Genomic DNA, 12,232 nt, shown 5'->3' with positions numbered 1-12,232 from the left:
AAAACGGGGCGCTATCCCTTTGAATATTTAACCGTTTCACCGCAAACTCGTCATAGCTGGTTGGATAGGAAGTGGAAGAGGACATTGCCATCATTCGTCCCTGTTCGGTATCTGGTGTAACGGCAGGGTGCAGGAGACTTTCATCCGGGATCGTTAATTCATCTGTCGTTTCCACAACATTTTCGTCCGTCTCGGAAATATCGCTCTGATCTACGTCTCCGGGGATCGCTTCCCGATTTTCGAATCGGGCCGCTGAATAATCCCATTCCTCCCATTTAACCTCGGGATTGATTTGCTGCAGCAAGTCAGCCAAAGACTGATCCGGCGCTATCCGGGCCTGGAGGGCAGCATACAGGTCTTCCAATGTGTAGCCTTTATTTAATTGCTCGACCAAATCAAGCTCCGGAACTTGGAAGCTGTGGCTAAGCCACTCCAATGTCAAGGTTTCTTGAACTCCCGGTTCTTCCACAGGGGGGATCGGCCACTCTCCAACCGATGCGATTTGAATATTTGATTTCCCTTTCGCTACTGCGGATGGGGCGGGGGCAAGCTGCACAACGAAAGCGATAAGTAGTAGATAGACGATAATTTTTCTCATAGAAACAGCTCCTATTGCAGTTTAAGTGTGCATACGGTTCGAAAAAGAACCCCTCTAATAGAGGAATCCCCCTCATTACTGTAGTGTTCTGGTTTTCGAAACCGATATTTTCGTGCAAATTATATTGGTACGTCATCCTGTACCCGTTGCCGAAATAGATATCTGTTAATCGGTTTCGACTGCCATCGTTATTGATGATGACCGTTCGAACGTGAATACGCTTTGTCGCAGCGCATTGGGGAAGCATTTGCCGATCCACGTGTGGTAGATGGGGGCCAAATCATCACGACCGCATAGGACACAAGTTACCGGAAATCCGGATACTGCGGGCACACGCTTGTAAATTATTCAACTTACGGTCAGAGAGCACCTCCAGCATCGTTTCCCCTACAGATTGTTGTGACTGATTTCACACCTTAAAAATCTAAACTATTAGATAGCAATACAATCAATATCGTTGAACAGTAGTCAAGTTGCCAGTCGCGTCATACATGTAAGTTACAATTACTTCACCCGTATCTGAATCTGTAATATTCTGCAGTCGCCCTGATGAGTCGTAGTTATACTTTATATTTTTATGCAATCTGATAGAAAATGTAATCATGTTACTTGAAGAAGAAGTATTCCCTGCCGCATCTCTGGCCTTCACAGTAAAGCTATATTCCGGATTTGCCACCAACCTCACAGTATACGTTGTAGTGTTTCCATTTACTGTACCCGCTAAATTAGTCCCATTGTAGATGTCATAGCTTGCGATGTTCAAGCCTTTGGTCGGCGCTGTCCAACTCAATTTAACTTTTGAACCTGTCTGGCTGGTGATCTTGAGCCCTGTTGGAGCATGTACTCTTTGTGGAGAAATAGGTACTGTTGCATACAGCGACCCGTCTCCTAGTTGTCCAGTGGAATTACTACCCCACGCCCAAACCGTGCCGTCTTGTTTGACAGCAAGAGAATGACTGGATCCAGTGGCAATGGACATTTCATTTGACAAGCCGCTCACTTGTGTAGGTGTTGTTCTATTTGTCACAGTACCATCGCCCAATTGTCCGGAATCGTTATACCCCCATGCCCAAACCGTACCGTCCTGTTTGACAATCATAGAACTCCCCCCTGCAAAAATATCAGTTACATTCGATAATTCCCTGATTTGTACTGGTACAAAACTATAATTAACCGGGCCAAAACCCAATTTTCCCCCCCCATTACTCCCCCAGGAGAAAACCATGCCATTTTGATCCAGAGCTAAGGAATGATTCCAACCGGCAGATATTCTCTTTACATTCGATAATTCGCTCACTTGAACTGGCGTTAGACTAGCGGCCGTTGTACGATTACCCAATTGACCGAAGTTGTTTGACCCCCAAGCCCAAACCGTACCGTCTTGTTTGACAACTAAGGAATAGGAGTCACCTGCGGCAATAGCTATGACATTGTTTAAGCCACTTATTTGTATAGGCGTTGAACTATCCTTCTTGTTACCATTGCCCAATTGTCCATCTGAATTTCCTCCCCACGCCCAAACGGTTCCGTACTCTGTCAAAGCCAATGTATGAGAATCTCCTGCGGCAATGGCTGATATATTCGACAAGCCTCTCACCTGCACGGGGATACGGCTATCGGTCGTTGTACCATTACCCAATTGTCCAGAGTAATTATAGCCCCAGGCCCAAACCGTTTTATCTTGTTTGAGTGCTGCGGAATGAAAACTCCCTCCTGTCACAGCCCTAACATCGGAAATACGAGGTACTTGAACAGGAGAATGAATGTAATCGATTTGAGTATTACCTACTAGTCCAAAGATGTTAGTTCCCCACCCCCAGACGGTCCCATCTTGTTTGACAGCTATAGAGTAGCCTCTACCTGCTATGATAGATGACACATTAAATAAATCAGTCACTTGTACTGGGGAGGTTTTTGTCAACGTTAATCCATTGCCCAATTGACCATAGTAATTATCGCCCCAGGACCAAAGTGTGCCATCTTTGTCCATAGCAGTGGAGTGGGTTTCTCCTGCCGAAATTGTTACCATATTAGATAATCCGCTAACTTGTACTGGCGTTAATCTCTCGGTAATCGAACCATCACCTAATTGTCCATAGCGATTACTCCCCCAGGACCAGACTCTACCATCATTTTTGACTGCAAGAACATGAAACCTTCCTGTTTTTACCATTTTTATATTTGATAATCCACTCACTTGTTTGGGTGTTGGCCTATTACTTTTCGTACCATCTCCTAGTTGTCCAGTGGAATTATCACCCCACGCCCAAACCGTGCCGTCTTGTTTGACAGCTACTGTATAATAAGAATACGCTGAAATTGTGGCTACATTTGTTAACCCGCTTACTTGTACAGGTGTTATATATTTATTAGAAGTACCTTCTTCCAATCCCAATTGTCCAGAGTTGTTTGACCCCCACGCCCAAACACTACCATCCAGTTTAATTGCAACTGTATGAGCAGTTCCTGCGGCAACTGCTTGTACATTCGTCAACCCACCCACTACTACAGGTGTTAATCTGTCGGTGATTGAACCATCACCTAATTGTCCATAGTCGTTTTTTCCCCACGCCCAAACGGTCCCATCTTGTTTGATAGCAATAGAGTGGTAGCTTCCTCCTTCAATAGCGACTACATCCGATAGACCGCTAACTTGAACAGGGATTAAACGATCCGTCTTTGTGCCATCTCCCAATTGTCCTGAGTCGTTCTTCCCCCACGTCCAAACAGTCCCATCTTGTTTGAGGGCAATAGAATGATCTTGTCCTACCGAAATAGCGATAACGTTCGTTAATCCGCTCACTTGTGCTGGCGTTGAGTAACTAATCCTTGTACCATTTCCCAGTTGTCCGGATGAGTTGTACCCCCATGCCCAAACAGTTCCATCCTCGCTTAATTCTAACGTGTGCCTAAACCCGTTAGCCACAGCAGGCATTGTTGTCGTCGGATTAGCAAGTTCTTCCATGGCATGTACAGATTGAGTTCCATTTGACTCCCCGTTTGATGAAGCGATAGCACTTCCATTCGGTAATGATAGTAACACGCTGATTCCAAGTGCGATTGCCAAAAACTTCTTTCCCCATCCAACATTCATAAATCTCATACACGAACCCCTCACATCGTTTTGAAATGCTACTACACATAGTGTTTTACGGAAAAAATACACAATACCTTTTTAAAAAAATGAATTGCAGATAACTAAATTAGGTATAAAGGCCTCCTCTTTTTGTCATAAAAAAAGAAAAAATACCCAGACTCAAGAATTATATATCATCATTTGAATTAAATCACTACTTTTTTAGGAAATTATGGACTTAAATCCGAGATTGGGCATACAAACCGGCCATTGCAATCGAATCCATTTGACTCCATTCACTATATCGAAAGATGCAACTATTACTTTTTATATAAATCTCATCAATCCATCTCCTGTCTGAATTAAAAGACAAAAACAAAAAAGCATCACCCCCAATATCCAGCTTGAAGATCATGCTTTATTCAATTACGTCTTCGTGTCACAACCATGCTGTTTTCAAACAAGTTTCAACTAATATTATATGTCAGCTTCCGCTGCAATTTCTTGAACAAATCATCTATATAAGCGTCAATACCGCTTCGATCCTGGACCGTGCCGTCTGATACGATTGCATCGGAATGCTTACCAGCCAAAAATACCGCTCTATACTCTTGCCTGATTGCATCGCTTTGCCAAAACTCTTCGTCTGAAAGCCCGGTAATGCGGATTCTATTCCTTAATACTTCCGCAAGAAGCTGATCTTCCTTATTGTCCGGCTCATATGACCCCAGCATGTCCTGTTGAACAGAAATGAAATCATCCACTTCCGTATCTGGCACCGTTATACCCCGTTCGATCGCCTGCTGGACATACAGGCGTTTTTTTACCATTTGGTCCAGCAGCTCTGCACCATCTGGAATATCAAGCGGCTCCTCCCGCAAGCTATTCGTTAGATGAACATTGAATTTGTAGAAAAGGAATTCTTTTCGCTCAATTTCAATACCCTTGCCTTGCACAAGTGGCGGGGGCTTGGGCGATTGCCGCTCCAATTCATCCAAACGGACTTTCAGTTGATCAAAGCCGTTGCGAATTCTAAGATGCGGATCAGCTTCAATCAATTTGGGAATTTCAATAACTACAGCTTCCTTCACCTGCTGCTGAGAAGTCAACAGCCACAATAGTCCTGCACCTAACACAAACGGCATACTCCAGATCATAACAAGATGTTTCTTTTTCATTCCCAAGCCCTCCTTCAGTTATGTGAAGGTGGAAGGAAGCTCCCTATTATGCATCTTATTGATCTTAGTTCTGATGTCAACCAGGAGTAAAGCTTGCAAAAGCCGGCAGCCGCCTACTCCTTTTTCGATTTGTACAGGCCTGAGCGCAGCTCAAACCATTTGAACAGATGCATGGCAACAACCTTCAACACCGCGTAGCCCGGCACGGCCAAAATAACGCCGAAAATGCCGAATAGCTTGCCCGCAGTCAAGATAACAAAAATAATCGTAATCGGATGAATCCGAAGGGTTTTCCCCATAATCTGCGGAGAAATGAATTTTCCTTCAATTAACTGCACGATCGTCCAGACGACAATCATCTTGATCAGCATCACCGGTGAAGTCACGATCGCGACGACCAAGGCAGGCGCTATTGCAATCGCCGGGCCCAGATACGGAACGACCGCCGTACAAGCGGCGATTATCGCGAGCACAAGCGAATACTCCAGTCCGATAACGAGATAGCCCACATACAACAAGCAACCGATACAGAAGCTTACAATAATCTGGCCACGGATGTAAGAGCTGATCTGATGGTTCATCTCCGTCATAATTTGCAAGCTGGAGCCGCGCAGCGATGTAGGCAAGAACCGCAAAATATAGCTCGGCAGCTTCTTGCCGTCGCGAAGCAAATAGAACAATACGAACGGGACAGTTATAATCGCGAGCACAATCTCGGTCAGCTTGCCCAGGAATGCGCCGATCGTCAACCAGGTATTGTGGACAATAGCAGATGTCTGCTCCGCTGCCCGCTGGATAATATCGTTGGGATTGATCTGCATCCACTGCTGAAGCTGATTGAACACCGAATTGTCAACAAGGTCGTCCAGGATATGCTGCAACTGCTGCACATAAACTGGAAAATTATTGACGAGACTCATCACCTGGTTGCCGATGATCGGGATTACTGTCTTCAGCAAAAATCCAACGACAAGTATAATAAAAACGTAGAGCAAAATGATGGAGTACGTGCGCTTTACTTTTCGTTTCTCTAAAAAATCAACGAGCGGGTTCGTCAAATAATAAACGACCCCGGTAAGCAGAATCGGAAGCATCACCGTCTGCAATAGCACAACCAACGGGACGAATAAGAAAGAAAGCTTGGTAAAGATCAGTATATTCAACCCGATCAACAGCAACACGATTAAAAATAGCACGAACCGGTTGTTTACAATAAACTGCCGAAATCGCTCCGTGCCTTTTCGAATACCTTCCATCTTTTGCGTATCCTCCGCTTCTGCATTTCCAATGGTCATGACTTGTCTATATAACTATAATGTATACACTCATACGAGGCAAATATAACAAGGTTTCGTATTTTACGATATAATACAGGGATGAGCATCCACGGCTGATCGCCAAGGGGGTCAACGATACGATTCAAAAGGAGCTTTACTTATGATGCAGCATCAGCTTCCACCTGACTATATAATACAAATGCAAGATCTGCTGGGCGAGCGGGCAGAATCCTTCTTCAACAGTTTCCCGCTGCCCAGAGCATCCGGACTGCGGCTACATTCTCTGAAAACCATGCAGGAACAATATGAGGGGGCGGTCGCCAATGCAAAACAGCTTTTTGGACTGACTCCCGTTCCCTGGTGCAGCGAAGGTTATTATTATATAGAAGAAACAAGACCGGGCAAGCATCCTTACCATGCAGCAGGGCTTTACTACATCCAGGAGCCATCTGCCATGTCAGCGGTTGAACTGATGGCTCCCTGGCCCGGAGAGACGATTCTTGATCTGGCTGCCGCGCCGGGCGGCAAGACGACGCAGATCGCAGCCCGAATGCAAGGCCAGGGCCTGCTCATTGCCAACGAAATTCATCCAGCCAGAGCGAAAATTTTAAGCGAAAATGTGGAGCGTCTCGGCATTAGCAATGCTGTCGTCACCCAGGCCGCACCGGACGAGCTGTCCGCACGCTTTTCGAGCTTCTTTGACCGGATTTTGCTGGATGCTCCTTGCTCCGGCGAAGGCATGTTCCGCAAAGATCCGGATGCAATTGAACAATGGTCGCTCACGCATACAAAGATGTGCGCCGCAAGGCAGGCGGATATTCTGGAGCACGCAGCGGTCATGCTCAAGCCGGGCGGGACATTAACATATTCTACCTGTACCTTCAATCGCCTTGAGAACGAAGACTGTATGGAGAAGTTCCTTCAGCTTCACCCGGAATTTTCGTTGCAGCATACCGAGCGGCTATGGCCTCAAGAAGTGCAGGGAGAGGGACATTTTGTAGCAGTGCTGCGCAAGCAGGACAATCCAGCAAAGACAGCCGGGGACACTCCGCTGGCGAAGCGCAATGGCAAACGGCGCAAGACTGGCGGCAGGAGCGGGACCGGACTTGCAGATATGGAGCTTTTCAAGTCCTTTTGCTCGCAGGCGCTGCCGGGGTTTGAGCTTGGCGCAGGCGAGCCGCTGCGCTTTGGGGAAGGGCTGTACTGGCTTCCAATCTCAGAAGAAGACGGGTTCGGCGCTGCTTCACTCGATGGCCTGCGCATTATGCGTCCGGGCCTGCATCTGGGCCAGATTCGCAAGGGGCGGTTCGAGCCTGCCCATGCCTTGGCGCTCGCTGCCCCTGCGCCAAAGGCTGCATGGTTGCAAAGCTATGCTCCGGATGCAGCCGAAATCGAGGCATATTTGCACGGGGAGACCCTTGCTGCCCATGACGGCTCCGCAGGCTGGGGACTGATTGCTGTAAACGGCCTGCCGCTTGGGTGGGGCAAAGCCAGCAGCGGTCAAGTGAAAAACCATCTTCCCAAGGGATTGCGCCGATAAATCAACCACCACACTACCTGCATGTGCCCAAAAATCTGAATAGGGGACAAATGTCCAAACGAAAAGATTTGAGATTCATATGATATCGTATACCGGATGCCAAGAGACGAGGCGAATTTTCCTTGTGAAGATAGCTTTGTCAAGCATGAACCCGTGGCTGGTCTGAGCTGGCAGCAGTCCGGTTCTCCGACGTCCTTCACTGGGAAGCCAGCTCACCTAGCCAATACTTCGAGCACTGTGTATTACTAATGGCTACAGCGGCTCCGGAATATTTTGCAGGGAGGAATTAGAATGAGTGGTTTAGGTGTAGGTGCAGGTTTTACTTCTACTGGTGCGATTCTTGTACTGTTCATCCTGCTCGTAATCATTTCCCGTAGCTTCTTGTACTAGTAGCCTTTGGCAGCTTAGGCTGTAACCGAGTGAACAGTTGCCGCTGTCTCTGACCGCGGCAGCTGACTTCACGAAAAAAATATAAGCAGGATGCCCGCTATGTGCGGGTATCCTGCTTATATTTATGATATGAATCTATGATCATCTTTTTCCTCTAATATAAATAGGTTTGCAGAGCGTGACGAACGCCCTCTTCATTGTTGGACAGTGTAATAGCATCCGCCTCAGCCTTCACCCCGTCAGGGGAATTGCCCATCGCGATACCAAGACCAGCCGCCCTCAGCATCCCGACATCATTGTAATAATTGCCGATCGCCATAATCCGGCTGCGCTCCACTCCCCGCATACGCGCCAGTTCCTCCAGCGCTTTGCCTTTGTGGACATCCTTCTGCATGAGATCAATAAAATGATCGCCGCTGCGTATAAATTGCATTCCGCCTGACCATTGCCCCCATTGATTCTCTACAGTATCCATGATGTCACCTGAACCGAACAGACACAGCTTGACCAGCCCTGGCGGATAAGCGGCCCCTTGCTCCAGCAAAATCGGTGAAGCGCCATACTCCCTGTACATCACATCGGCAGCTGCATCATGCTTTTCAATATAGAGGTCGAAAGCAGTGTTCAAGTCAAAATGGACGCCGCGCTCGCGGCAATAGTCGAGGCAGGGAGCAATCTCTTCCAGTCCAAAACTAAACTGAGTGACGACCTCCTGTCTGGCGGAATCAACCGTGGCCGCTCCATTATGCGTAATGACGGTGCCGCTCAATCCCATTTGTTCCAGAAGCGGAATCGTAATAGACGGCCCCCTGCCGGTACAGAGTACAATTTCTGCGCCGCGAACGGCAGCCTGCTGCACAGCTTCAATTGTCCTTGCGGTCAGCTTATGATCATCCGTCAGCAATGTCCCGTCAACATCCAACGCAATAATGTCAAATCTCATCCTGTCCCTCTCCTCCTGACACAAGCTTTTGTCCGCCGCGGTGCGCACGAAGCGCGGCAAGTTCCTCATCTGTCAGTTCCCGATACTGGCCCAAATCCAGAGACTCATCAAGCTGCAGCGGCCCCATCGCCACACGGCGAAGTTTCACGACTTTCTTGCCGACCGCCTCGAACATTCGCTTCACCTGATGGAATTTGCCCTCCTGTATCGTCAGGCTGATGAACGAATTGGCTTCTTCATCTCCGCCGTCCTCCTTCACCTCATGGATGACAAGGTTGGCCGGCATCGTCACATATCCGTCATCCAGCTCTACCCCCAAGGCGAATTGAACTTTATCTTCTTCATTAACCGCCCCCCGCACCAGCGCCTCATAGGTTTTGTTCACATGCTTGCGCGGAGACAGCAGCTCATGTGCCAGTTGCCCGTCATTGGTAAGAAGCAGCAGACCTTCCGTATCCTTATCCAGTCGTCCGACTGGGAATGGCTGGAGCAGACGATCCTCCTCCCGAAGCAGATCGATGACTGTCCGCTCCCTCATATCCTCCGTTGCCGAAATAACCCCCTGCGGCTTGTTCAACAGCAAGTAAATCTCGCTCTTGTAGACAACAGGCGTTCCTTCAAACTCAATTTTCTGCCTGGCAGGTTCCACCTGCAACCCGCTATCCTTGACCACGACTCCGTCAACCGCAACTTTCCCCTGTTTGACAGCCTTCTTGATTTCACTTCGCGTGCCCAGGCCCATATTGCCGAGCAGCTTATCCAGCCGCATCATTTGCTTGCTCATGTTACGTCCACCTCCATCCGGCAGACAGCTCGTTTTTGAGCATACCGCCATCCCATTTGCCCCAGCCGACGGGGAAACCATCTGTACAGACAAGCACATAGCCCTTGTGCAGCCGATCTGCTTGCGCCATTGCACTTCTGCCGTCTTGCCCGTCTGACGATTCATCGCCTCTCTGGAGGGTCTCGCCTTTCAAGTAACGAATGATCTCCGGACTATTGGAAGGAAAATCCAGTGTTTGCACAGCCTCGACAGCACTGAGCCCCAACGCCAGCGCCTGCGAGGGTTCAAACTTGTATTTGCCCGCTTCACCCAAATACCAGCCCGCACGAACGACCTGCAGACCGTCCAGCTCCGGCAAGCCTTGCGGTTGAAGATAGATCCGGCTCCCGTAGCTTATTAGCCTCCCCGGCCACAATTCGGCTCCCGGCAGCACAGCCGCAGCGAATTCAAGCCAGCTTTGTTCCGGGCTTAATCCCCTAGCGTGCTTATGAGCTTTTTTGTCGAACCTGGGTGCATTCTTCCCATTCTTACCATTGTTCCCGCGCCCGGTCTGCTGCTCTCCTCTGCGGCTGCTTCTGTAATCCTCGCGTCCGGCTCGCTGCAAGCCTCTGCCCTTCTTCTGAAAAACGGCATCTGCCTCCGACCGGATCAATAGCGCCTTGTTCGAAGAAGAATCGGCAGCGCCTGTATGACCATCAACGTCGCTCCTGCCTGGTTCGGTTGTCGGCCGCCTCTCCAGCACCGCAGCGTAATGTCCCTCTCCTTGCACATGATGCGGCCACAGCCGAACCGTACCCGCAACCTGTGCAGCGGCTTTACGAGTTGTTTCGCTACCCGACGCTGCCGCCGTCCATTCCGGTCTGCCGGATGACCAGCCATAACGAAGCGGCACAGCGTACACGGTCAACTCGGGATGATCAAGCAACAAGGACGCGATCTGATCTTCATTTTCCTCCGGAGAAAATGTACAGGTAGAATAGACAAGCCGTCCGCCGGGAGCGAGCATCCGCACGGCATGACGGAGGATGTCATGCTGCATAAGGGAGCAGCGCTCTACCGAATGGCGTTCCCACTGGCGGATCATCGATTCATCCTTGCGGAACATCCCCTCCCCCGAACAGGGCGCGTCGACGAGAATCCGGTCAAAAAAACCGGCGAACACATCTGCAAGCGCTGCAGGCTCTTCGTTCAGCACGACCGCGTTGCGCACACCGGCCAGCTCCATATTTTTGGCCAGCGCCTTCGTCCGCTCTCTGGCATTGTCATTGGCTATGAGCAGCCCCTCACCGCCCAGCTTCCCCGCCAGTTGAGTGGACTTGCCCCCTGGAGCTGCGCACAGGTCGAGCACACGGTCTCCAGGACGCACCTCCAGCAGTTCGGCTGGCACCATAGCGCTTGGCTCCTGAATATAGTACAAGCCTGCATGATAGTGAGGATGTTTGCCCGGGCGGCTGCTCTCCTCATAGTAGAAGCCTTCTTCCGACCACAAAATCGGTTCAAGCCGCTCCTCCTTCGGGGCGATAGCCAGGTAGTCCGCAGGCGATATTTTCAATCGGTTTACTCTTAATCCATACCAGCGCTGCGCATCATAAGAAGCCATAAAAGCTTCAAATTCACTGCCCAGTCTCTCTTTCATTTTTTCCTTGAATACAACCGGAAGCTCAATTCCCATTCGTGTTAAATCTCCTTGCCGCAAAATGGTCGCAAACTCGCATGAAATCGTTTTTCGTAGTAAAATAAAATGAGTTGCCAATCTTTTCATCTTTTTCATCAAGCAGCTCGCAAAATGAAATGAAGCTACGCCCGCTGCAAAGACATCGCCCATACCTGACGAGTTATCGCTAGGCATGAACATACCAAGCTGTCCCGGCGCAGCAGCTTGGTTTTCCAGGCAACTGACGAGGTTATGCAATCAAAAACAGAAAAATATCTATTTAAAAGGGGAGATAAAAATCGTATATGAAAAAAATGTCCATTTATCTGATCATTGTCGTTGCCTTATTCGGTTTAATATTTATACTGAACCAGTCTGACAAGAACGCTTTGTACGGCAAGCCTTCCTCGCAACTCAACCCGGCCACCAAAGCTCAGTTGAAAGATCCTAATTACCAGAATATTATACTCCCTGCCGAACTAAATTCAAGGGTTCAGAGCGGTGAAGAAATGTTTGTCTACTTCTTTGCTTCCGATTGCTCCCATTGTAAAAACACGACGCCGGTACTGATGCCGATTGCTCAAGATCTGGGAATTGACCTGCCGCAGTTCAACCTGCGCGAGTTCCAGGAATATTTCGGCAAATACGAAATTGAATACACACCTACCCTTGTCTATTACAAAGACGGCAAGCAGGTCGAAAGGCTTGAAGGCGGCATCAGCCTGGACGGAGGCCCCGGGTACACCAAAGAAGATTATATCGACTTTTTCAACAGAAACAAGGAGGGATAAC

10 protein-coding genes are annotated in these 12,232 nt (G+C 48.8%); 3 read left to right on the top strand and 7 right to left on the bottom strand.

Translation table 11 applies throughout. From position 1 onward, the window contains the following. The 4 genes from JFN88_RS00860 to JFN88_RS00845 all read right to left on the bottom strand — a co-directional run. Positions 1–598: hypothetical protein (locus JFN88_RS00860; protein ID WP_199017395.1), on the bottom strand; the 598-nt coding region annotated here is incomplete at its 3' end. Between the two features lie 448 nt (positions 599–1,046). Next, positions 1,047–3,701 carry an RCC1 domain-containing protein gene (locus JFN88_RS00855; protein ID WP_199017394.1) on the bottom strand — a complete coding sequence of 885 codons (2,655 nt, stop codon included), beginning with the start codon at positions 3,699–3,701 and terminating at the stop codon, positions 1,047–1,049. 440 nt (positions 3,702–4,141) lie between these two features. Then, positions 4,142–4,852 (bottom strand): SurA N-terminal domain-containing protein, encoded by a 711-nt coding sequence (locus JFN88_RS00850; protein ID WP_199017393.1) that lies wholly within the window; start codon positions 4,850–4,852, stop codon positions 4,142–4,144. Between the two features lie 113 nt (positions 4,853–4,965). Beyond that, positions 4,966–6,108 carry an AI-2E family transporter gene (locus JFN88_RS00845; protein WP_199017392.1) on the bottom strand — a complete coding sequence of 381 codons (1,143 nt, stop codon included), beginning with the start codon at positions 6,106–6,108 and terminating at the stop codon, positions 4,966–4,968. Positions 6,109–6,289: 181 nt separating this feature from the next. On the opposite strand from JFN88_RS00845, the gene JFN88_RS00840 reads away from it, so the two are divergent. Both JFN88_RS00840 and JFN88_RS00835 read left to right on the top strand, forming a co-directional pair. Continuing rightward, positions 6,290–7,669 carry an RsmB/NOP family class I SAM-dependent RNA methyltransferase gene (locus JFN88_RS00840; RefSeq protein WP_199017391.1) on the top strand — a complete coding sequence of 460 codons (1,380 nt, stop codon included), beginning with the start codon at positions 6,290–6,292 and terminating at the stop codon, positions 7,667–7,669. Between the two features lie 291 nt (positions 7,670–7,960). Then, entirely contained in the window at positions 7,961–8,059 is a 99-nt protein-coding gene (locus JFN88_RS00835; RefSeq protein ID WP_199017390.1) for a sporulation protein YjcZ, read from the top strand. A 154-nt stretch (positions 8,060–8,213) separates the two neighbouring features. On the opposite strand, the gene JFN88_RS00830 is transcribed toward JFN88_RS00835, so the two are convergent. The 3 genes from JFN88_RS00830 to JFN88_RS00820 are packed head-to-tail and all read right to left on the bottom strand — an operon-like array spanning position 8,214 to position 11,458. Beyond that, positions 8,214–9,002: a Cof-type HAD-IIB family hydrolase gene (locus JFN88_RS00830; protein WP_199017389.1), complete on the bottom strand. Its 789-nt coding sequence runs from the start codon at positions 9,000–9,002 to the stop codon at positions 8,214–8,216. Next, the gene (locus JFN88_RS00825; protein ID WP_199017388.1) at positions 8,992–9,786 is read right to left on the bottom strand and encodes a pseudouridine synthase; all 795 of its coding nucleotides are present in this window, start codon (positions 9,784–9,786) and stop codon (positions 8,992–8,994) included. The genes JFN88_RS00830 and JFN88_RS00825 overlap by 11 nt, the downstream gene beginning before the upstream one ends. 1 nt (position 9,787) lies before the next feature. Further along, complete coding sequence (locus JFN88_RS00820) at positions 9,788–11,458, bottom strand: RsmB/NOP family class I SAM-dependent RNA methyltransferase (protein ID WP_199017387.1); 1,671 nt, start codon at positions 11,456–11,458, stop codon at positions 9,788–9,790. Positions 11,459–11,745: 287 nt separating this feature from the next. Here JFN88_RS00820 and JFN88_RS00815 point away from each other — a divergent pair, with 287 nt between their 5' ends. Continuing rightward, positions 11,746–12,231: a thioredoxin family protein gene (locus tag JFN88_RS00815; RefSeq protein WP_199017386.1), complete on the top strand. Its 486-nt coding sequence runs from the start codon at positions 11,746–11,748 to the stop codon at positions 12,229–12,231. Position 12,232 lies beyond the last annotated feature (1 nt).

The sequence above is a fragment of the Paenibacillus roseus genome (assembly GCF_016424485.1).
Classification (GTDB): Bacteria; Bacillota; Bacilli; order Paenibacillales; family Paenibacillaceae; genus Paenibacillus_D; species Paenibacillus_D roseus.
The sequence above is the reverse complement of the archived record's forward strand: the minus strand, read 5'-3'. Positions and strand labels throughout refer to the sequence as shown.

Coding starts and splice junctions, on each gene's coding strand:
- JFN88_RS00855 (WP_199017394.1), bottom strand. CDS start 3,701: ATGAGATTTATGAATGTTGGATGGGGAAAGAAGTTTTTGGCAATCGCA.
- JFN88_RS00840 (WP_199017391.1), top strand. CDS start 6,290: ATGATGCAGCATCAGCTTCCACCTGACTATATAATACAAATGCAAGAT.
- JFN88_RS00835 (WP_199017390.1), top strand. CDS start 7,961: ATGAGTGGTTTAGGTGTAGGTGCAGGTTTTACTTCTACTGGTGCGATT.
- JFN88_RS00830 (WP_199017389.1), bottom strand. CDS start 9,002: ATGAGATTTGACATTATTGCGTTGGATGTTGACGGGACATTGCTGACG.
- JFN88_RS00845 (WP_199017392.1), bottom strand. CDS start 6,108: ATGGAAGGTATTCGAAAAGGCACGGAGCGATTTCGGCAGTTTATTGTA.
- JFN88_RS00820 (WP_199017387.1), bottom strand. CDS start 11,458: ATGGGAATTGAGCTTCCGGTTGTATTCAAGGAAAAAATGAAAGAGAGA.
- JFN88_RS00850 (WP_199017393.1), bottom strand. CDS start 4,852: ATGAAAAAGAAACATCTTGTTATGATCTGGAGTATGCCGTTTGTGTTA.
- JFN88_RS00825 (WP_199017388.1), bottom strand. CDS start 9,786: ATGAGCAAGCAAATGATGCGGCTGGATAAGCTGCTCGGCAATATGGGC.
- JFN88_RS00815 (WP_199017386.1), top strand. CDS start 11,746: ATGAAAAAAATGTCCATTTATCTGATCATTGTCGTTGCCTTATTCGGT.